The organism is Syntrophorhabdaceae bacterium (genome assembly GCA_036504895.1).
In the GTDB taxonomy this organism is placed as follows: domain Bacteria; phylum Desulfobacterota; class Syntrophorhabdia; order Syntrophorhabdales; family Syntrophorhabdaceae; genus PNOM01.
The window spans coordinates 67,505-89,868 of sequence record DASXUJ010000048.1; the positions used below are offsets into that span (position 1 = coordinate 67,505).

The following is a 22,364-nucleotide window of genomic DNA, read 5'->3' on the forward strand; positions in this document are numbered from 1 at the left end:
TACTCACCTTCCGGTGGGAGCTTCAGCGCGGATTACTGCAGTGACTTCGTGTGTCAGTCCGTCATCGGAAAGGGGCATCCCCTGTTCATTCAGGATATGCCCGTCACATGTAATTTCCGTAAATCCCCTGTTGAGGCCATGGGGATTTGCCACTTGAATGTGATAAAGGCTTCTTCCGAAGCGGTATGTCACCCTATAGCCCGGCCAATCTTTCGGAATGCAGGGCGATATGAGGAGGGTATCGCCTCTCCGGCATATGCCGAGGATTGCCTCCAGGCCCACCCGGTACATCCATCCGGCCGCACCCGTATACCATGTCCATCCTGCCCGACCCGTGTGAGGCGCGGTGCTGTATACATCCGCGGCGACCACGTAAGGCTCCCCGCGGTAAAGGGCGATCTTCTCCTCTGTATCGCCGTGGGTGATCGGGTTGAGCATACGGAAGAGGTCGACTGCCCGCTCCCCCTGTCCAAGAAGGGCATAGGCCCAAACGCTCCACAGGGCGGCGTGGGTATACTGACCCCCATTTTCCCTGATTCCCGGGGGGTAGCCTTTGATGTAACCGGGATCGTGGGGGGTTTTATCAAAAGGGGGAGCAAAAAGCTGTACGAGCTGTGCCTCCGGGTTTACGAGCCTCTCCATCACCGATTCCATGGCTTTTTCCGTGCGGGATTTTCCACCGGCCCCCGAAATAACCGCCCAGGACTGGGCGATCGAATCGATCTGACACTCCCGGCTCCGACCCGATCCCAGGGGGACGCCGTAATCATAATAGGCGCGAAGATACCATTCTCCGTCCCACGCGGTAGATTCAAGGTTTTGCTTGATGATATCGGCATGCTCGCGGTAAGCAGCAGCCTGTGTGTTCTCGCCCTCCATGTCACATATTCCGGCAAACTCGTTCATTACCGCATAGAGAAACCAGCCGAGCCAGATACTCTCACCGAGACCCTTGACGCCGACCCTGTTCATGCCGTCGTTCCAGTCGCCTGCGCCTATAAGGGGTATACCGTGCATACCGGAGGTCGATCCCTTGCGGATCGCCCGCCGGCAGTGCTCGAAAAGGCTGTACCCTTCGGGCGTGGTCTCATAATAGCCGTATCGCTCCTCCTCGTCGGGGTCCAGGGGTTTGTCCCGGAGAAAAGGCATTTTTTCGGCGAGAATCGACCTGTCGCCCGTGCTCTTCACATAATGAGCCGTGACAAAGGGCAGCCACAGAAGATCGTCGGAAATGCGGGTGCGAACGCCCCTCACCGAGGGCGGGTGCCACCAGTGCAGCACGTCGCCTTCCTCGAACTGCCTGCCTGCAGCCATGAGAATATGGGCACGGGCCAGTTCGGGGCCCACATGGACGAGGGCCATCACGTCCTGCAACTGATCTCTGAACCCGTAGGCGCCGCTCGACTGGTAGAGCGCCGTCCTCCCCCAAAGGCGGCAGGTAAGGGTCTGGTAGAGGAGCCAGCGGTTGAGCATGCCGTCCATGGCCGGATCCGGAGTTTCAACCCTAACCGCGCTCAAGAGGCTCTCCCAAAAAAGGGTTATCTTTTGCCGGGTGTTCTCCCCGTTCCCGGGCTGCCGGTATAGGTTCGCCAGGCGCAACGCGTCCCCCCGGTCCGCGCCCTCGCCCATGATGAAGCAGGTCTCTTTTGCTTCCCCGGGCTCAAGGTCGATGTGGACCTGTAACGCCGCGCATGGATCGATGCCTGCCTCCGTGCGGTTCGCGAGGCCGATACGGGTAAGCGCCGCAGGACGTGCGGGATTTCCCATGGAACCCATGAATTCGGTGCGGCAGGCGGTCAATCCGTGAAGCTCCGTGTCGGAGCAGACAAATGCCACCCGCTCGTGAAATTCCGTATTATAGGCATTACGGGCGAGCAGTGCCTGCCCCAGCTCATCGAACTCGGAGACCACGAATTGCTGCATCCGCTCCCGGTCGTTCCCCAGGAGCCATTCCACATAATAGGTGAGGGTGACCCTCCGTGGGCGGCTCCACAGGTTTTCGAGCCGGACCTGCACGCATTTCACCGGGTCATCGAGGGCGGCGAACAGACATACCTTCTGTGCGAGGCCGTGGCTATGGTGCTCAAACTGCGAATAGCCCATACCGTGCCGGACCAGGTACGGTGCATTACCCGGAGAGGGGAGAGGCGTGGGTGACCATATCTGGGCCGTTTCTTCGTCCCGCAGGTAGAGGGCCTCCGCCGGGGTATCGATCAGGGGGTCGTTGTGCCAGGGGGTGAGCCGGTTTTCACCGCTGTTGATCGCCCAGGTGCAGCCCAGGCCGCCCTCGGACACAAGAAAGCCGAAAAAAGGGTTCGCTATGACGTTTATCCACGGCGCAGGCGTGGCCTGTCCCGGCTCGAGATAGATCACGTATTCCTCTCCCCCGGGGCTGAAGCCGCCGAGCCCGTTGTCCCATGCAAGATCCGTGGGCCGGGTAAGGGGTGGTGTGGGCTCTGTCTCTTCCGACGCGGATCGCCCGGGGACAAAGGCCGGCAGAGAGGCAGGCTCTCGCTGGAGGTTCTTCATCTGCTCGGCAAGGGAGCCTTTTTCTCCGTCCAGGATTGCCCTCGCCACCGTTTTCAGCAGAACCAGCTCCGCCTCATCGATCTGGTCGCCCCTGACGATAAAAATGCCGCCCCGGCGGTTTAACCAGGCATCACTGTTCGTGCGTGCAAGCAGCCTCAGGAGCTGCCCCTGAACCTCCTGCACATAACCCGTCTCCCGGGTATTGAGAATGACCAGGTCGATTTTCAGGCCCCGGTCCCGCCAATAGGTGTGGGCCCTGAGCAGCTCCTTCACCAGGGCAAGCTCTTCTTCCCTTCCGATGCAGAGAAGGAGAACAGGATAATCGCCCGAAACGGAAAAACGCCACAGGTCCTTCTGTCCTCTGGAATTGCTCGCGAGTATTTGCGGGTCCGCACGGAGGGCAGCATGGGGATAGAGAAGCACGGAAAGGAGTTCCTGTATGAGCTGCAGATCCCGCGTGGCAAGCTCCAGGCGGCTCAATTCCTGCTCGCTCTGAGATCTGATCTGGCCGAAGGCCCGCTCTATGGCGGGCCACCGCCGGTAGAGCTCCGCGAGGCGAAGGGCCTCCCGTCGCGTTGAGGCCGCGAGGGTGAAGTAGGCGAGGTGGACGGTGCCGTTTTCAGGCAGCTCCAGCTCACAGGCGAGGGCCATGACCGGGTCAAGTGTCGCCCCCACCGTGCCGGAAAAGCCATGACGCTGCGTGCCGAAGATCATCGGATCTGCGCAGGTACGCTGCCGCCCGAGAAATCGCGACCGGTCCGTCTCCCACATGACAGGTCCTTTATACCCGTTTGCTGCCACAAAACCGTGAATGAGCCAGACAGGGTCTTCCGATGCGGATCGGATGCGCCTATGGAAGAGAAGGGCATTCATCTCGGGCAGGTATTCGCTCTCTATAAAAAGTTTGTTAAACGCCTGGTGGGCCTTGTCCACATCCCTGGCGGCGAGGACTATCTCGCCGTAGCTCGATATGGTGAGACGTCGCGTACGGGCGCTCACGTTCGTTACCGAAAGACGCCTGATTTCAACGGGCTCGTGGGGCGCCACGGTGATCTCCAGGTGAAGCACGATATCCTGCGTCTGGCACTGAAAATCTACCTTATCCGGGGCAAAAGAGACTTTCCGCAACTGGGTCGTACCGTCTGCGGGTTGGTATCCTGCCGACCAGAGATCTCCGGTTTCCGGTTCATGGACGTAGATCCAGCTCCCCCAGTTATCGAGGGTTGAATCGGCCCGCCATCGCGTTAAGGCAATCTCCTTCCACCGGCTGTAGCCGGCCCCGCCATTCGTGATGAGGACTCCGTAATCTCCATTCGAGAGGAAATGAACGCGCGGCACGTGAGTCTGCACGGGAACCGACCACGGGGTGAGGGCCACCTTCGCCCGGGCAACGGGTCCTGACGCAGCCTCATCCTGCATGTGGTGATCGACAAAGGCCTTCTCAGGTACCTGCTCCTGAAGTAAAAGCTCCACGCTCTGGATGCGCGGATCGCAATGAAAGTGTCTGACTATGGTCCCTTCAAGCAGATAGTTGGCCATGGACAGGAATATCATACCCTGGTGGTGCGCATAGAAGGAGCGCACAATGGCATGTTTTTTCCCCATGGCAAGGCGTGCCTCGGTATAATCGATCGATTCATAAAGACCGAAATTTCCCAGCATGCCCGTGCGGACGAGGGAGGCCACATTCTCCATTACCGCCTTCGGCCGATATGGCAGCGCCAGCATCGAGGCATAAGGAGTGATCACGAGATCGTCTTCGGCCCCCCTTTTAAACCCCAGGCCGGGGACGCCGAAGGCCCTGTACTGGTAGTTCATGTGGGGATCGAACTGATAATAGGCCGATTCCGAAATTCCCCAGGGCACGCCCTTCTTTTTGCCGTAGGCAATCTGGCGCTCGACCGCCGCCATGTCGACCCGGCCGAGGAGGGAGTCGTCATCTTCATGCATGAACAGGGTCGGCATGAGGTATTCGAACATGCTGCCGCTCCACGAGAGAAGGCCCACTCCGTCTCCGTCCATCAGTGCCAGGGGACGGTTGAGGTGGAGCCAATGAGATTGAGGGACATCACCTTTTGCGATCGCGATCAGACTCGCGATGCGCGCTTCAGAGGCGAGTAAGTCATAATAGTTGCTGTCGAGTTTTCCCGCATCGACATTGTAGCCGATATGGAAGAGCTGGCGCTGCCGATCGAGAAGAAACCCGAAATCCATCTCTTCGACAAATCTATCGGACTGACGGCCGAGCTCATCATATATCTTTAAGAGGTTTCGCGCATTCACCTCCGCAGCCACCAGCGCGTCGCCCAGGTCGACAGCCCACATAAGGGCCTCACCCAGGTCATCCTCATCGGCTACTAGGCCGGGGAGCAGTGAGCGCAGGCGATTCAAAAACGCATAGGCCTCCTCGCATGCCTGTTCCACCTCATCGAGAAGCGGCGTTGGCGGCAGGGCATGGTTCAATAAATTCCACGTATCGGAGATCAAAGGCTCCTCGGAGCCGGAGATAACCACCGGCGCACGCTCGAGCATCTTGAGCCACGGCGCAAGGGTCGCCATCTCCCGCTCGGCCGTATGCAGCTGATAATGGATACGCTCGACCCAGAGGCGCACGGCCGACAGGCTTGGGGCCTCAACAGCCCGCCCCCCGGCCTCGATGAAGGCCATCAGGTGCCTGTCGAGCTCCGGCCGCTCTTCTTTCTCGAGATGACCGAGAAGGGGTCCCCACGCCGCCGGATCGTCCTTGACCGCCAGGACCTTCCCGCGAATCCGGTCCCAATAGGCCTGGAGCGAATTCACGGCGATCGGCGCCGATTCTTTCAACTGTTCGACTACCTCGTCCATTATGTCGAGCGTATCGAGGAGTCCCTGCAGGTACTGCCAGCGAATGAGCGGCGCGTGTCTCAGGGAGAGAAACCCCTGCTTCAACGTGATGAGGCAGGCGGCAAGGTTTCCGCTGTCGACGGTAGAGACGTATCTCGGGGGCAGGGGGCTTGCCGCCCGCGTATCGTACCAGTTCAGGAAGTGTCCCCGGTACCGCTCCAGCCTTTCCATTGTCTCGAACGTTGATTGCAGGCGGTTGGCCAGGGCGAGGGCGCCGATATACCCGAGGTCGTGGGCGGCCATGGCGGAAAGGAGCATGAGGCCCACATTGGTGGGAGAGGTGCGCCGCGCCGGCAGTCCCCGGGGCGACTCCTGGAAATGGTCCGGAGGAAGCCACTGGTCGTCGGGGCCGACAAACTGCTCGAAGTAAAACCACGTGCGCCGTGCGAGGCGCCTCAACTGGTACCGTTGCCCCATGGGAAGCACCTCCCGGACACGCTTCAACGGGAGACCTATCCGATAGGAGATTTCAGGTGAAAAGAACCAGAGGCACAGGAGCGGGGCACAGGGCAGAAGGAGAGACGGATTGAATGCCAGGACCAGAAGGGCAATGGCCGCGCTCACCAGCGCTGCGCCGCCCATCTCCCTCCACACGGCAATTGAAGAATCCCGCATGCTCAGAAGGCGCGCGGTGTGGGCAGCGGTGGTCCATTTCAGCAGGTGCCTGCGCGTGATAATCAGGCGGAAAAGGGTGCTCACGATTGCATCGACGGCCATAATCGCTTCATAAGGCATGAACGTGACGAGGAGGAGCCACCGGGCCGCTGACTGCCACACCGACGAAGCTACCCCCTTTATTGTGCGGCCGTTCAGAAGGCCGGATAGCTCCGATGCGGCCCCGGTAAGCAAAGGCGTTGCCGAGGCAAGGAAGACAAAGATGGTCCATGGGAGGGCCGGACCGAGAAGCCCGAGCCACGCAAGAATCAGGAGGACGAGGAGGGCAGGCGAAAAAAGGCTGCGAAAAAGGTTATCGAGAATTTTCCAACAGCTGATGAGGGAGAGCCTGTGGGGTCTCGTGCAGCGGTCTGGATAAGGCAGTCGGGTAAAGAGCCAGGGCAGGAGTTGCCAATCTCCCCGCATCCAGCGGTGGAGCCTTCGGGCATACGCGATGTAGGTAGGGGGATACTCCTCCACGAGGGTGAGGTCCGTGGCCAGGGCCACCCCGACGTGCAATCCCTCAAACAGGTCGTGACTGAGGAGCGCATTCTGGGGCACCCTGCCGGCCAGGCCCCGCTCGAACGCGGCGACATCGTAAATGCCTTTCCCCACGTAAATCCCCTCGCCGAACAGGTCCTGGTAGATGTCGGAGATGGCGCGCGAATAGAGGTCGAACCCTGTGTCGCCGGCAAAAAGCCGCATGAAACGGGACCGGCCGGCCCCCGGGGGTCTTATTTGAATCCTCGGCTGAAGGAGGGTATAACCCCCGGTTATTTCACCGGTCCTTTCATCGAGCCGGGCGCGGTTCAAAGGATGGGCAAGGGTGCCTATGAGGCGAAAGGCCTCACCCCGCGGGAGTATGGTGTCCGCGTCGAGGGTGATCACATATCTCACGTCAGGCAGTATGGTCAGATCGCCGGCAAGAACGATAAAAGAAGTGGCTTCATTCCCGGCAAGTAACCGGTTGAACTCTTCTATCTTGCCCCTCTTGCGCTCCCAGCCCATCCAGACGCCCTCAGTCTCATTCCATTGGCGCTCACGATGAAAAAGGTAGAATGGTCCGGGCGGACCGGCCGCATCAGGGCGTGCATATCGCGCGTTGAGACGCTCGATCCCCGCGACGGCCTCATCCACGAGCGCCTGGTCCGCCTCGGTCACCCTTTGGGATGCATCGGTAAAATCCGTCAAAAGGGCGAAGGAGAGGTAGGGATCTTCATTACCGAGAAAATGAAGCTCAATCTGGCGCAGCAGAGCGGCGACTTCATCCTGATCTGTCAGCAGGGCGGGGACGACCACCATGGTACGGCAATCCGGGGCGACCCCTTTGCTGAAATCGAGCTTCGCCAGGACACGGGGCGGCAGGACATGAGTGAAAACCCAGTTCATCAGTCCGGTGGCGCAGACGAGAACGGAGACGACAATGAGCGGCATGATAAGAGACAGGGACATAGGCCCCGTGTCGTCGTTGAACACGTACCGAGCCAGGGCAACGAAGATAAGCAGGGCCGTACCGCCGATACTGCCGAGGTAAAGCAGGGTCGGCCTGTCGCGCAGCCAGCGCAGGGCTCGTTCCTTCCGGGGTGGGGCGTATCCAAGACGGGCTTCCAACTGAAGGCATCCGGGACCTATGAGATAATAGCCCACATGGCGTTCGCGCGGGTCCCCGCCCTTATGCCGCCGGGACTTCTCTTCAGCGAGCCCGATCGCAAGGCGCGCCACATCGGTCTCGCTCTCTCCTGTGGCGAGGGCGAGCCTCTCCACCTCCTTTCTGTACCGGTCGCGGGTGTCGAAATCCATGGAGCCATATGTTCCGGAAGGGTCGGCCCGCAGGACCTGCTCCACATGGCTCAGGTTTTCGAATATCTCTTTCCAATCGAGGGCGGCAAGCTCTCTTAAACTCAAGATCCCATTGGCGATGATCGTCTCATCGGGGGCAGACGCCGTAGGGATGGGAATCACGGCCCCGGTCTCTGATATGCTCCCGGTTTGGGAGAGCCCCATTACCCGGGTCACGGCCTGTGCCACGGAGCCCAGAATCACCACGCGATACATGACGGGTAAAGCCCAGAGCTCGCCAATCTCGAGCACCCTGGTTTTTTGATATGATTCGATAAAGTGGAGTACCTCTCCAATCTGGAGAAGCCCTTGAGAGCTGCTCATCATCTCGACGGCGATCGCATATACGCGGGGTTTGCCCTTATATGGCGGCGCCGCCAGTTTAGGCAACTGGGCATAATAGGCGGGCGGTATATCTTTTCTTATCTCCCTGAGCGCCTCTTCAATGATGTGAAAATTATCGAGAAGCCATTCCGCTGCGTAGGATTGGGTGAATTCCTGCTCGGATAATCTGAGGAAATACTGGTAGGCCCGCTTAAGGGTATCCTCCCGTGCCTTAAGAGTATTCGCGAGCCAGTCAGGCTCCCCGGGGCCATGGGCAGCCTCGTGGGCCTCGGCCGCTCGTGCCGCCTCTTTTTCGACTTGATCAGGGTTCGAACTGGGCTCGTTCCGATACAAAAGGCCTCCATTCATTTCCCGTCCGTCTGATGGGATATTAGATTATTGTTAATGGCCTTTCATCTGTCGGGCGACTGTTTCGGCCTCACTCGGTTCGACTGCGCCTCGCGGCAGATCCTGCACCACGAGCAGCGGGGTAACACCATATTCAATAAAGGTGGAGGCCACGCTTCCATAGGGCCATTTTGTTTTTCCTGAATACCCATGGGCGCTCAGGATCACGAGATCGGCCTTTTCCTGCTTCACCAATTCATGAAGCCGTTCGGCCACGTGACTATCGGCGACGACCCGTATCTCCGTATCCACATTCGCACGTTTCTCAAGCTGTTCGAACTGCCTTGTCATTTCTTCCAGATTGCGCTCCACCACGCGGTCAGCGAGATCCATATCTTCCTGGGTCGGCACTTTGAGGCGGGGCATTTCCGGCCGTGCCGTCACATGGACGAGAAAAAGCTTACTTTCATAGGCCTGAGCCAGGGCGATTGCGGGCGATAAGACACATTCCGCCCTTTTCGACCCATCGAGAGGCAGCACAATCCTTTTGAATATTGACTGTTTCTCTTCCCGCTGTGTTTCCTTGTAGGCGCGCACCACCAGAATGGATGAATGGGCAAGGGCAATGACTTTGCGCATAACGCTTCCGTAGTTCCAGCTGCTCAACCCGCTCTGACCGTGACTGCTTAGCGCGATAAGGTCAAGGTCCCACTCGCCCACCAGTTTCACGATATGCTGTGCCGGGTCGCCATCGAGAAGGACCGACTCTGTTTTCGGACCCCTTTCTCCCAGAAGTCCGGCGAGGTTATCGAGGTAAGATTTGGCTTCCACTTTACACATGCGCCAGTCCAGCGGATCGACCGGTTGGGAGCAACCGTTCTGGTAGGGCTTTTCAAGGACCCTTAGCAGGGTTATCCGCGCGTCGAAGGCCTTGGCGAGCGCTGCCGCGTAAGGGATTGCGCATTCGGCAAGGCTCGATCCATCGAGCGGCAAAAGTATATGTTTAAACATCTCCTTCCCTCCTCGCCACGTGCAAACTGTGAAACTCACTGATCAAATATAATGCAGTTTACGGGAAGTACAATGGCGCGAGGAGCCGCGTCATGCCCATGGCCCGTCTATCTTCCGCCCAACAGCTCCTTTATCTCTTCCGGGTTTCTTGTGTTAAGCACATCGTCCGGCCCCAGCCATCCCCGTCTTGCCTGAGAGACGCCGAAGCGCATGAAGGCAAGGTCCAATACGCTGTGGGCATCGGTGGAAATAGCTACCTTGACGCCCATATCTTTTGCCATCTTACAGTAGGTGTCCGTGAGGTCAAGGCGGTCGGGATGGGCGTTCACCTCCATGACGCGGCCCCGGACCCGGGCTGCCCGCATGATCTGCTCCATATCCACTTCGTATGGCTCTCTCCTGTTAATCAGTCGTCCGCTGGGATGGGCGAGGATATGAAAGTAGGGGTTCTCCATGGCCTTCAGGATCCGTTCCGTCTGTCGCTCTCTGGAGAGCTTGAATTTGGAATGGACCGCGCAGACGGTCAGGTCCAGCTCCTCGAGACTGCGGTCGGGGAGATCGAGGGAGCCGTCTTCGTGGATATCCACCTCGATCGATTTCAAGAGCCGGATTCCTTTCAGCTTTCTGTTCAGCTCGTCTATCTCGGCATTCCTCAGAGCGAGACGGGCCGCGTCGAATCCATGGGTCATGGCAAGGCGAACCGAGTGATCCGTGATGGCGAGATAGGTGTATCCTAATTTTAGTGCGGCTTCCGCCATCTGTAATGGGGTGTTTCGGCCATCCGTCTCTTTCGTATGGGCATGGAGGTCGCCTCTGATCTGCCCGAGCCCGACGAGGGCGGGAAGCCGCCCCGACGAGGCCGCCTCGATCTCGCCCCAATTTTCTCTCAGCTCCGGCTCGATGTAAGGGAGACCGACCTGCCGGTACACCTCCTCCTCGGTCCTGCCCGCAATTTGCGTGCTCCCCCTGAAGACCCCGTACTCGTTGATTTTGAGTCCCTTCTTGAGACCCATCTTCCTGACGGCGATATTGTGATCCTTTGAGCCGGTGAAATAGTGAAGGGCGGCCCCGAAGCTTTCAGTGGGGACAAGCCTCAGGTCCACCCGGAGACCGGAGCGAAGGACGACGCTCGAGCGGGTCGTCCCGCGGGATATCACCTTCAGGACGTTTTCAAACCGGATGAAGCGGTCCATTATCGGACAATCAGCGCTGCATGCGGCGAGGATATCGAGGTCTCCCACCGTCTCCTTCCTGCGACGGTAGCTTCCCGCCACTTCCAGCCGGTCAAGGCCGTCAACACCCTTTAAATACCCCGTAAGGGACCGGGCGATCTCCTCGGCGGCGGAGAGCTTAATCCGCTCTTGCCCTGTACCGTCGGATTCTGCCCTGGTCATTTCCTCTATAACAAGACGTGCGGTTTTTTCCCCGAATCCCGGTAGCCGGCTCATCGAGCCGCCGAGCGCCGCCTCTTTCAATTGCTCGAGGGTGCTGACGCCCAGCTCCCGGTAGAGCGCTTTGACGCGTTTCGGCCCGAGGCCCCCTACCTTCATAAGCTTCGTCAGCTCTCCCGGCAGCTTTTCCTCTATGGCCTTCAATTGTGAAAAGGATCCTGTGGTTACGATCTCCCTGATTTTTCCCGCCAGATCCTGGCCGATGCCGGGAAGTTCCTTGGGGTCTTCACCCCGTTCGACCATTTCCGCCAGGCTTCGGGGAAGGCTCGCAATTACCCGGGCCGCGTTTCTGTATGCTCGCACCCGGAATTCATTGGCGCCTTCTATCTCGAGAAGATCGGCCATCTCGAAAAATTGTTCGATAATATCCGAATTGGGGACGGCCATGTTCCACCCTTCGCTGGAGGGACCTACTATTCTTTATCCCGCGGGCCGGTATAGGTATGTCCATAGGGCGACGCATTTTCTTGGGAGATCCGAAGGATATCCGCCATTATATCCCTCCTTGCGGGCCGCCGTTTAAGTCTTCATCCGCGGTTTTCACCCAGGAGCGGAGGACTTCCGCCACGCTCCATGCCTGAGAGATGCAGCCATGGGGGTGAAAGGGCGGATCGCCGTCGAATATTTCACTTATGGAACCCACGCATTTGTCCGCCAGGTGGGTCGATATCCCTTCAATAAAACCGCGGGCAGTGGCCGTGTCATCGGGGTACAGTTTGAGCCATCCGTCGATAAAGGGACCGATAAGCCAGACCCAGACCGTTCCCTGGTGGTAGGCTGCGTCGCGGGAGCGGATATCGCCGTAATATTTCGATTTATAGTGCGGATCGGAGGGAGCTAAGGAGCGCAGCCCGACCGGCGTCAGCAGGCGCTCCTTCACTACGTCCATCACCGGTTTCCAGAACTGTTGTTCCAGGACCGGATGACGCAGGGCGAGGGCGAGCACCTGATTCGGCCGGCATGAAGGATCATCGCCTTTTCCGCCGTCCAGCACATCATAAAGATACCCGCCTTCGGGAAACCAGAAGCGCTCGTTAAAGGACTTACGACATTTTTCCGCCAACTCCGAGAGGAAGGGCGCTTTTGAAACCTCCTTTTCCTCCGTCACCCATCCTTCGAGGAGCTTAAGGGCATTATACCAGAGCGCGTTTATCTCCACGGCCTTCCCCCTGCGCGGGGTGACGACCCAATCATCCACCTTGGCATCCATCCATGTAAGCTGGTACCCCTCCTGACCCTGGGTGAGAAGACCGTCCCGGGGATCGACCTTGATCCCGAAGAGGGTGCCGCGTACATGATGGTCTATGATATCGATGAGTTTGGGCAAGGCGAGGCGCAGGGTATCACGGTCATTCGTATACGCGAGATAACGGTCGAAGGCATGGAAGAACCAGAGGCTGGCGTCCGCCGTATGATAGAGGGCTTCTTGCTCGCCCTCGGGAAAAAGATTGGGAATAAGACCGTCCCGGACATAGCGGAGAAAGGATTTGAGGATCCATCCCGCCTCCGTGTGGCGTCCTGTGACCAGCGTAAGCCCTTCCAGGCTGATCATCGTATCCCGTCCCCAGTCGGTAAACCAATGATAGCCGGCGATCATCGTTCTCACTTCATCGCCCGACGCACGCGCCCTCACCTCATCCTGCATCCGGCCACCCGGGGTGATGATAAATTGATCGGCAGTAAGCACGAGCTCCCCGCCCATCCCGCTGCGTGCCCGCGGTGCGGCGGCCTGGATAAGCAATCTCCTGCGTTCGGACTCGGCCAGCAGCGCTTCTTCGGGAGTGAGGGCAAAGATGACATCCCATGATTCCGTCGATGCGACGAGAGTCGTCGAGCCGCCCTGGTACAAGGGTATATGGAAATATCCCGGACTCCACAAATTCCCCCGCGCCTCGTATCCGCGGCTCTCTTCGATCCGGTAGAGGATCTCCTCGATCTTTTTCCCATCGACTGTAAAGTTTGCGTCCTGGCCGTACAGGAAGAGCCGCAGCTTGGGACGGTCGGGACGATGAGAGAGCTCGTACCGGTTATCGAGAATGGTCAGTGCATAAGGGAGCTTCAGGCTCTCGCCGACGGGCGCCTCATGGGAGCGGAAATGGACGGCAGGGCGGAGCTCCAGGCGGAGCGGTCCCGATGCCTTTATGACCCGATAGGTGATGTGGACCGTATTTTGATGGTGAGGGAGGATAAGCCGTTTTTCGATTTCCATATCACCCACGCGGTAATACCAGACAGGCAGACCCATTTCGAGCCGGAATTCCGATATGGGGCACTCTTCCCTGACCTGGCAGTATTCAGGCGCGTTTACCTCATTCGTGAGATCGAATACTGTCCCGTCGCTCACACGGATGCGCTCTGAGAGGTGGTTCAGCATTACCATTCTTCCAAGGGGCGAGGTGAGGGCGGCTACGAGAAGACCGTGGTATCGCCGCGTGATGAGCCCTGACACCCTTCCGGAGGCATAACCCCCAAGACCGTTCGTAACGAGCCACTCACGGACGAGGAGGGGTTCGCCTTCCTCGGGCTGCATTTCCGGTAATTCGATTGTCCGGATAAAACGGTTCATTGGCGTCATCTCCCATTCCGATACTCATTCACCATTCCAGGCGCAAGCACTATAGTCGACCTTGCCGGTATTTTCCACTTCTCTTCCAGATGGAAAATGGGAGTGCCCAGGCCTCCATACAGCACATCCTCGCTGTTCCAGAGGATTTTCCACCTCCTGTCGGGGGGAGGCGCCAACAGCGGTTCGGGGGCGGGACTGAGATCAAGGTCTGAGCCGAAATTGACGCTCACGAGCCTGTCATCGCCATCTTCGCCGAAAAACCTCAGGAGAAAGGCTTCGTCGGATAAGACCGCTCCGTCGAGCCCATTTGCCCCCTGGGCCCTGAATACGGGGTCTTCCCGCCGCAGCCTCAGGAGGTCCCTGTGAAGGGCATAAATATCCCGGTTGGTCATGCGTTCCCGAAAATCGAGTTTGGATCGTTCGAAGGTCTCGGGAGCGGTCGCGTCGGCAATGCGCTCCCTCATTTCGATTTGTGCGAGACTCGGAAATTGAGCAAGAAAGGAGAGCCTGTCCTGCTGCGCCCTTCGGGAAATCTCGGGCGCCAAGTCGGAGAAGTAGAAAAACGGGGTAGATGCCGCAAATTCCTGACCCTGAAAGATCATCGGGGTGCCGGGTGAGAGCAACATAAGCGCGGTCATGGCGCGCAAAAGTCCCGGACTCGTGATTTGATGAGCCCTCCGGCCATAACCTGAATTGGCGATCTGATCGTGGTTCTGAATGAAAGTGACGAAGGCGGCGGGAGGCAGACCGAGGGTCGGCGTGCCTCGCGGAGCAGTCTGCCAGGTATAATACTGACCCTGATACAGAAAGCCCCTTTTTGCAGCGGAGATAAATTCCTGAGGTTTTCCGGAGTAGTCGGTGTAATAAGCCTCTTTGTGACCGCTGAGCACGACCATGGCGGAGTGATGAAAGTCATCGTTCCAGACCGCGTCCATCCCGTACCCGCCCTTGCTGTAAGGTTTTATGAAGCGCACCTGCTGAGATTCGTTTTCGGCTATGATTAAGGTCCGTCGCTTTCCCGCGGCCTCGCGGATCCGCTTGGTGACGGGAATCAGGATATGTTCGAAGGAATCGTCGAATATGTTTTCTACTGAATCGATGCGCAGCCCGTCCAGATGGAATTCATCGATCCAATAGCCGGCGTTGGCAATGAAAAACTCCCGGACGGCGGCTGCCTGGGGGCCGTCAAAGTTGACGGTATTCCCCCACTGTGACTTTCGCCTGGCAGTGAAATAGGATTGGGAAAAACTCCCGAGGTAATTTCCGTCAGGCCCCACGTGATTAAAGACCACGTCGAGTATGACGCCGAGGCCCACGCTATGAGCGGTGTCCACGAAATAACGAAAATCATCGGGCTCGCCATAGAGACGGGTAGGCGCGAAAAGGTCCACTCCGTCGTACCCCCACCCATATCTCCCGGGAAAATCGGCTACAGGCATCATCTCTATCACCGTAATACCCTGGGAGGCAAGCTCGGGAAGCTCCGATGCCGCCGCACGAAAGGTACCTTCCCTGGTAAAAGTACCTATATGCATTTCGTAGATGACCTGGTTGGGGAGGGCAATACCCCTCCAATCGGAGTCGGCCCACGCATAGTGGGAAGGATCGACTACCCGTGACGGGCCGTGAGGCCCTTCAGGCTGGAAACGTGAAGCGGGATCGGGGAGAAGCAACTCATCCCGGTCCAATCGAATCCTGTAAAGGGTGCCGTCTTCTGCTTCGGGTAGAAAAATAGAGAAGTAACCGCGGTCTTCGGCCTTCATTTCGACTGAAATGGGACGACCTGCCCGAAAAGAGCCCGGACCGCCCTCCAGTACTATTTCCGCTTTTGTGTGCCGGTCGGCCCAGAGGCGGAAATGGACACCTTGATCTTTAATGACTTCAGCGCCTATCGGGAGCCGCCGGGATATTCCGTCCATCCTTATCGTCCCTGTTTTCTTATATTGTCCGGTATGGGGGCCGGAATAATATCGGGAATGGACCCACGGCAAAAGACCGTTTCTGTCATTCCTTGATTCTTTGGTAATCCTAAACTAGGCAGCAGCCGCTCCTTTGTCAACGGTATGAGATCGGGGCGATATCGCCCCCCAATCGGGAATCTTCCGAAGATTTTCGGCCGGCGCCGCCACTTGACAGCCGGAAAGGTCATGACTATCCTGCGACTAAGAGGCAACGTGATAAAAGACTGCCACATGTTCCCACGCAAGTTCATTCCCGGCACCTGATCCTCCTCCGCCTGAACATGTTTCTCAGGGACAGGCTTCGGCCCCTTGTCCAGTATCTTGATTGTGTGTCCACCGATGATAGGGTGTTGCTATATTTGGGCAAAATTAACGTGAAGGAGGTGAAAGGAATGAAGAAGACATTGATAGTTTTTTTAGTGGTGATAATCGGGATGGTTTTCGTAACCGCTTCGTTTGCAAAAGGAACGGCGAAAACCAAGACAGTCTCCGGTGAAGTGGTCAGCGTCGACCCCGCGTCCAATACCGCGGTGGTCAAAGCAGACCAGGGAGATATGACCTTCGCCATGGCTTCGACGAAATGGAAAAATTACAAATCCATGGAAGAGATGAAGCCCGGAGACAAGGTGAAAATCACGTACACGGAAAAAGACGGGAAAATGATGGCCACCTGGGTCGAGAAGAAATCATTAACGGAGCGGATGAAGGAGAAGGTCAAGGGAGATGAAAAGTAGAGGCCAAACGTGTGCCGGGATGGGAAGTGGTCTCATATTCTTCTCTTCCCGGCCCGGCCCGGAAATTTTTCCTAAAAAGGAGGTAGCCCATGGATGAAGACGTGTTGAAAGGAAAGTGGAAGGAGATCAAGGGCGGGATAAAGGAGAAATGGGGAAAACTGACCGATGACGATCTCACTCAGATCGAGGGCAAACAGGAGAAACTCCTGGGGATACTTCAGAAGACCTATGGGTATTCCAAGGAAAAGGCCGAGGAGGAGTACAAGACTTTCATGAACCGGTACAATGAGCCGCGGAAAGGGTAAGGACCGGCGGGCGCTCGTGCGGCCCTAATTAAACAAAAAAAGGGGAGCCTATGAGATTCATACTTTTAATAATCGTGCTCGTATTGCTTATAGGTGCGCTGCCCAGCTGGCCCTATAGCTCCGGCTGGGGTTATTACCCTTCGGGCGGCCTCGGATTGATCCTTCTGATTCTCATCATCCTCTTGCTGACCGGCGTGATATAGAAACCGTCCGGGGGACATCCGTGCCGGACACTGACGGGATGGGTGGCCCCCGGAATTGTCGAGCAGGACAGATATTCTCGACGAGGAGGCTATCATGGCACCAAGGGACCTTCCCGGAGAATTTCCCGATCAAACACAGGAAGCTCCCGGTTTAGAGCGCAGGATGTACCCGAGGCCCGAAATCATAAGGCCCGATTATAAGGGGGCGGAAAAGCTACAGGACAAGGTAGCCCTCGTCACCGGCGGCGATTCGGGGATAGGCAGGGCAGTCGCGGTCCATTTTGCCCGGGAAGGCGCGGATGTCGCCATAGTCTACCTGGAGGCGGAGCAGGAAGACGCGGAGGAGACGCGACAGATGATCGAAAAGGAGAAGAAAAGGTGCCTCCTCATCCCCGGTGATGTACGGGACCGCGCATTTTGCGCCGAAGCGGTCAGGAGGACTTTAAAGGCCTTCGGTAAACTCAACATTCTTGTAAATAATGCCGCGGAGCAGCACCCGGCCGATTTCCGGGATATTGACCTTGACATGATGGAGAGCACGTTTCGCACGAATATCTTCGCCATGTTCTATCTTGCGAAAGCTGCCCTTGCCCATATGAGTGCAGGCGATAGCATCATCAATACCACGAGTGTCACCAATTATCGCGGCAGCGACTATCTGGTCGATTACTCCTCTACGAAAGGCGCCATTACCGCTTTTACGAGATCTCTCGGAAAGAACCTGGCAAAAGAGGGGATACGGGTGAACGGCGTTGCACCGGGTCCTATTTGGACGCCCCTTATTCCATCGACTTTTGAAAGCGTGAAGGACTTCGGTAAGAAGACACCCATAGGGCGGGCAGGCCAACCGAGCGAAGTTGCCCCTGCCTACGTGTTCCTTGCATCGGAGGACGCCTCTTACATCACAGGGCAGATCATACACCCGAACGGTGGTGAAGTGGTCAATGCATAGTCAAAAATTGTCCGGATCCGCAACAAATAAAAAGAGGAGGTCAATATGAAAAAGGTGATGGTTCTTGTTTTTGCATTTGTTTTTGTATTTGGGGTTGCCGTCGGTCTTTCCGCTAAAGAGAGCAAGTTCAAAGATAACAGCTTTGTCAAGGATGCGGCGAGCAGCGGGATGTTCGAAGTGGAGGCAGGTAAGATCGCGGCGGAGAAGGCCACAAACTCGGAGGTAAAGAACTCCGCCCAGCGGATGGTCAACGACCACTCGAAGGTAAACCAGGAGCTCATGTCGATGGCGGAGAAAAAAGGGGCCCTTGTTCCCCAGAAAATGGAGAGGTCCCACGAAAGCGACCTTGAAAAACTTAAAAAGCACGCCCTTGCCGAGTTTGACAAGGAGTATGTGGATATGATGGTGAAGGAGCATAAAGCCGCTGTATCCCTCTTCGAGAAAGAATCAAAAAAAGGAAAAGACGCCGATATGAAGGCGTTCGCGGCCAAAACTCTGCCCACACTGAAGGAACACCTTCAGATGTGGGAGCAGATGGCCGGAAAATCAAAGAGCGGCAAATGAGAGGCAGCCCGGCTCAATGCCGCCCGATAAAAGGAGGTCTCACCATGACACCACAAAGTACCCAGATTTTTAAGATGCTGGAGCATGACCATCAAATCGTGAAGTCCCTGTTTAAATCGATGAAGAGCAAAAAGTCAGACCATGACAATATCTTCGAGCAGATAAGTAAGGAGCTCACCGTCCATTTTTCAGGGGAGGAGGAACTGCTTTACCCCGTACTCGAAGAAAAAGGACCCACCCACGAAAAAACACTCGAGAGCTGGGAGGAGCACAATTATGCAAAAGAGGTGCTCAAGGACCTGAAGGGAATGAACAAACAGGACGAGCACTGGCAGGCAAAGCTTACGGTGCTGCAGGAAATGGTGGAACATCATATCCAGGAAGAAGAGGGAATCCTCTTCAAACAAGCACAAAAGGTGATCGATAAGGCCCAGTCGGATGAGATCGGAAGGCGTTATCACGAGAAGAAGGAGCAAATGAACGGACCTATGAAGTCCTGAAAAGCGTCCCCAAGGAGATATCCGGATGTACAATAAAGACCCCCCGAAATTTAAGAAATAAGAGATAATTGAAAGGCGGGAAGGGTCTGCGACAGGGGGAGGAAAGAACCCCTCTTCAGCCCACGGGAGGAAAAGATGGCAAAGACAACAGCGGATCTCTTGGTCGAAAAACTGATCGACTGGAAAGTGGAGGTAATTTTCGGCATACCGGGCGACGGGATCAACGGGATCATGGAAGCCCTGCGAAAACAGCAGGACAAGATCCGATTCATTCAGGTTCGCCACGAAGAATCCGCCGCCTTCATGGCCTGTGCCTATGCGAAGTATACCAACAGGCTCGGCGTCTGTCTCGCCACCTCCGGACCCGGAGGCATTCACCTTTTGAACGGCCTCTATGATGCAAAACTCGATCAGCAGCCTGTGCTTGCGATCACGGGACTGCAATTCCATGACCTCATCGCAACGTATACCCAGCAAGATGTGGAGCTGGATAAGCTCTTCATGGACGTAAGCGTCTATAACAGCCGGGTGATGTGCCCGCAGCACGTGGAAAATATCGTAACCCTCGCCTGCCGGTCCGCCCTTGCCTATCGGGGTGTCGCTCATCTTACTATCCCGGCCGACATTCAGACCGAAAAAATTTCCGAAGAGGAGCCTACCCCGCGGAATGTGCCGCACCATACGTCGGATGTACCGATGCACATGTTCGCGACCCTGCAGCCGGCCGACCTGACGAAAGCCGCAGAAATCCTGAACCAGGGGAAAAATATCGCCATCCTGGCAGGCCGGGGCGCGCTCGATGCGACCGAAGAATTGGAGATTGCAGCAGAGATGCTCCAGGCGCCCATTGTGAAGGCGCTCCTGGGTAAGGCCGCAGTGCCGGACGATAGCCCTTACACGACCGGCCCGATCGGCCTGGTGGGCACGAAGCCGTCTCAGCAGGCCCTCGAGGAGTGCGACACCCTTCTTATCGTGGGAAGCAGTTTTCCTTACATAGAATTTTATCCGAAACCGGGAGATGCACGGGCAGTCCAGATCGAATTGGATTCCACACGGATAGGCCTCAGGTATCCCGTGGAGGTGGGGCTTTTAGGCGAGAGCAAGGCTATTCTGCGACAGCTCCTGCCCCTGCTTAAAAGGAATGATCACGACGGGTTCCTGAAAAAGGCACAAAAAGGAATGGAGGAGTGGTGGCAGCTCATGGAAATCCGCGGGACGAGGAAGGACACGCCCATGAAGCCCCAGGTAGTCGCGTGGGAGCTCGGCAAGCGACTCTCGAAGACCGCCATCGTATCCTGCGACTCGGGCACCATCGCCACATGGTGGGCACGCCAGATACCGGTGCGAAAAGGTCAGATGCACTCTGTATCGGGGAACCTCGCCACCATGGCCTGCGGGTTGCCCTATGCCATCGCGGCTCAGATAGCCTATCCGGACCGCCAGTCTGTGGCATTCGTGGGGGATGGAGGCTTCTCCATGCTCATGGCGGACTTCGTGACATGCGTCAAATACCACCTGCCTGTAAAAATTTTCATTATCAAAAACAATTTACTGGGTCAGATAAAATGGGAACAGATGGTCTTTTTGGGCAACCCTGAATACGCATGTGACCTGGAGCCGATAGACTTTGCGGCTTTCGCCCGGGCCTGCGGCGGGACTGGATTTACCGTCGATGACCCGGAAATGTGCGGCCCCGTGATACATGAAGCCCTCAACGCCCCGGGCCCCGTGGTGGTTGAAGCCGTGGTCGATCCCCATGAGCCTCCGCTGCCCTCGAAAGTGACTGTCGACCAGGCGCTCAAATTCGCCGAATCTTTGGCGCGGGGTACCCCTTACCGGGAAAGGATTATCATGACAGTGCTCAAAGATAAAGTGAAGGAGATGATCTGAATGTCTTCTGCCGAGTCCTTTACCGGTCGTCCGGAGACGCGGGTTCTCCCATGAGACCCCTTCTGCCTATCGGAAAAGTGACCGTGTCGGCATGCCCTGTACCGACGGATTTTCCCGAAGCCGACGGTACCCTTCCATGGGATGAGACCACCCTGGTAATGGTGGAGGCCGAAGCCGGCGGAGCGCGGGGCCTCGGTTTTACTTATGCCGACATGGCGACCGCGGTGCTGGGGCTCCAGTTAAAGCGACCCGACGCCCATAAATGCGACATCTGATCAAAAGGAGGGGCCATGTCCGCCACAGTGCATGACGAATACCGATACGTGGCGGTGGTGATTGACTTCTCCAAATATATGCACCGCACCCTTGAGCTCGATCCGGCTCGTAGAGTCGCGAGGGTACACCCGGGGACTGTGCTCGATCACCTCAGGAGGGAGTTAGAAGAGCATCACCTCGCCTTCGGCCCCGACCCCTCTCCCCATTCCCACAATACCCTCGGGGGCATGATCGGAAATAACTCCTGCGGCATCCATTCGGCCATGGCAGGGGAGACGGAGGTCAAAGGATCTTATGAGGTGAGGCTATGAAACGGGACGTGGTACTGATTACAGGGGCTTCGGCCGGGGTGGGACGGGCGACTGCCCGTGAATTCGCCCGGCAGGGGGCATATATCGGTCTTGTTGCGCGCGGGCTCGAAGGGCTTGAGGCGGCAAAAAGGGAGGTTGATGCTCTGGGAGGCCGGGGTCTGATAATCCCGACCGACGTATCCGACCCGGAGCAGGTCGAATCGGCGGCACAACTCGTGGAGAGTGCCTTCGGTCCGATAGACGTATGGGTGAATAATGCGATGGAGACGGTTATGTCTCCCTTCCTGGAAATGACCGTTGACGAGTTCAGGCGCGTGACGGAGGTGACCTATCTCGGCTACGTCAACGGCACGCGGACCGCATTGAAAAGCATGCTCCCGCGCGATAAGGGCGTCATAATCCAGGTAGGTTCCTCCCTGGCATACCGGGCAATACCCTTTCAATCGGCATATTCGGGGGCAAAGCATGCGATCCGGGGATTCACCGACGCGCTCCGTTCGGAGCTGATCCACAAGAAAAGCCGGGTCCGCCTCACTATGGTGCAGCTGCCGGCGGTCAATACACCCCAATTTTCATGGTGTAAGTCCCGCCTGCCCCGCAAGCCGCGGCCCGTACCGCCGATTTATCAACCCGAAGTGCCGGCCCGCGCGATTGTGTGGCTCGCACGGCACCCGCGGAGGGAGCTTTTCGTCGGAATGAGCACGGTGATCGCTATTTGGGGCAATAAAGTTTTTCCGGCCCTGGGGGATTGGGTCCTCGGTAAGAGGGGATGGCAGGCGCAACAGTATAACGGTCCTGCGGACCCCGATCGGCCCCATTATTTGTGGCTTCCCCTCCCGGGTGATCACGGGGCACACGGCGAATTCGACGAGCGCTCCCGCTCGCAGAGCCTCGAGCTCCGGATGGCGACCCATAGGGGCTGGACCGTTTTTTTCGCGGCCGCTGCCTCGGCATTCGCCCTTCTCTCCATGTGCAGGAAGAGAAGAGGTTAACCGCCCCCGGCGGAGTAATGAGCCTGCTTCTCTTGCATGATGGAGAGAACGAGAAATATTCCTATATTCGG

The 22,364-nt window shown here is 57.3% G+C and carries 15 protein-coding genes; 10 read left to right on the forward strand and 5 right to left on the reverse strand.

Annotation, left to right across the window (positions count from 1 at the left end; genetic code table 11):
- Positions 1–3: 3 nt before the first annotated feature.
- The 5 genes from VGJ94_06105 to treZ all read right to left on the reverse strand — a co-directional run bounded on the left by VGJ94_06105 (position 4) and on the right by treZ (position 15,524).
- Positions 4–8,583, reverse strand: coding sequence for a glucoamylase family protein (locus tag VGJ94_06105; GenBank protein HEY3276174.1), 8,580 nt, complete (start codon positions 8,581–8,583; stop codon positions 4–6).
- A gap of 48 nt (positions 8,584–8,631) precedes the next feature.
- Positions 8,632–9,588, reverse strand: coding sequence for a universal stress protein (locus VGJ94_06110; protein HEY3276175.1), 957 nt, complete (start codon positions 9,586–9,588; stop codon positions 8,632–8,634).
- 107 nt (positions 9,589–9,695) lie between these two features.
- Positions 9,696–11,426, reverse strand: a complete 1,731-nt coding sequence (polX, locus tag VGJ94_06115; GenBank protein ID HEY3276176.1) for a DNA polymerase/3'-5' exonuclease PolX — start codon at positions 11,424–11,426, stop codon at positions 9,696–9,698.
- Between the two features lie 106 nt (positions 11,427–11,532).
- The gene (locus VGJ94_06120) at positions 11,533–13,605 is read right to left on the reverse strand and encodes an amylo-alpha-1,6-glucosidase (protein ID HEY3276177.1); all 2,073 of its coding nucleotides are present in this window, start codon (positions 13,603–13,605) and stop codon (positions 11,533–11,535) included.
- A 5-nt stretch (positions 13,606–13,610) separates the two neighbouring features.
- Complete coding sequence (gene treZ, locus VGJ94_06125) at positions 13,611–15,524, reverse strand: malto-oligosyltrehalose trehalohydrolase (protein HEY3276178.1); 1,914 nt, start codon at positions 15,522–15,524, stop codon at positions 13,611–13,613.
- A 434-nt stretch (positions 15,525–15,958) separates the two neighbouring features.
- On the opposite strand from treZ, the gene VGJ94_06130 reads away from it, so the two are divergent.
- From VGJ94_06130 to VGJ94_06175, 10 genes are all read left to right on the forward strand, one after another.
- Complete coding sequence (locus VGJ94_06130) at positions 15,959–16,300, forward strand: hypothetical protein (protein ID HEY3276179.1); 342 nt, start codon at positions 15,959–15,961, stop codon at positions 16,298–16,300.
- Between the two features lie 89 nt (positions 16,301–16,389).
- Positions 16,390–16,605, forward strand: coding sequence for a CsbD family protein (locus VGJ94_06135; protein HEY3276180.1), 216 nt, complete (start codon positions 16,390–16,392; stop codon positions 16,603–16,605).
- Positions 16,606–16,655: 50 nt separating this feature from the next.
- Positions 16,656–16,808 (forward strand): DUF3309 family protein, encoded by a 153-nt coding sequence (locus VGJ94_06140; protein HEY3276181.1) that lies wholly within the window; start codon positions 16,656–16,658, stop codon positions 16,806–16,808.
- 94 nt (positions 16,809–16,902) lie between these two features.
- Positions 16,903–17,760 (forward strand): SDR family oxidoreductase, encoded by an 858-nt coding sequence (locus VGJ94_06145; protein HEY3276182.1) that lies wholly within the window; start codon positions 16,903–16,905, stop codon positions 17,758–17,760.
- A gap of 45 nt (positions 17,761–17,805) precedes the next feature.
- Positions 17,806–18,324 carry a DUF4142 domain-containing protein gene (locus VGJ94_06150; GenBank protein ID HEY3276183.1) on the forward strand — a complete coding sequence of 173 codons (519 nt, stop codon included), beginning with the start codon at positions 17,806–17,808 and terminating at the stop codon, positions 18,322–18,324.
- 44 nt (positions 18,325–18,368) lie between these two features.
- Positions 18,369–18,824 (forward strand): hemerythrin domain-containing protein, encoded by a 456-nt coding sequence (locus tag VGJ94_06155; GenBank protein ID HEY3276184.1) that lies wholly within the window; start codon positions 18,369–18,371, stop codon positions 18,822–18,824.
- A 135-nt stretch (positions 18,825–18,959) separates the two neighbouring features.
- Positions 18,960–20,714: a thiamine pyrophosphate-dependent enzyme gene (locus VGJ94_06160; protein ID HEY3276185.1), complete on the forward strand. Its 1,755-nt coding sequence runs from the start codon at positions 18,960–18,962 to the stop codon at positions 20,712–20,714.
- Positions 20,715–20,764: 50 nt separating this feature from the next.
- Positions 20,765–20,989: a hypothetical protein gene (locus VGJ94_06165; GenBank protein ID HEY3276186.1), complete on the forward strand. Its 225-nt coding sequence runs from the start codon at positions 20,765–20,767 to the stop codon at positions 20,987–20,989.
- A gap of 15 nt (positions 20,990–21,004) precedes the next feature.
- Positions 21,005–21,301 (forward strand): FAD-binding protein, encoded by a 297-nt coding sequence (locus VGJ94_06170; protein ID HEY3276187.1) that lies wholly within the window; start codon positions 21,005–21,007, stop codon positions 21,299–21,301.
- Complete coding sequence (locus VGJ94_06175; GenBank protein HEY3276188.1) at positions 21,298–22,293, forward strand: SDR family oxidoreductase; 996 nt, start codon at positions 21,298–21,300, stop codon at positions 22,291–22,293. The genes VGJ94_06170 and VGJ94_06175 overlap by 4 nt, the downstream gene beginning before the upstream one ends.
- Positions 22,294–22,364 lie beyond the last annotated feature (71 nt).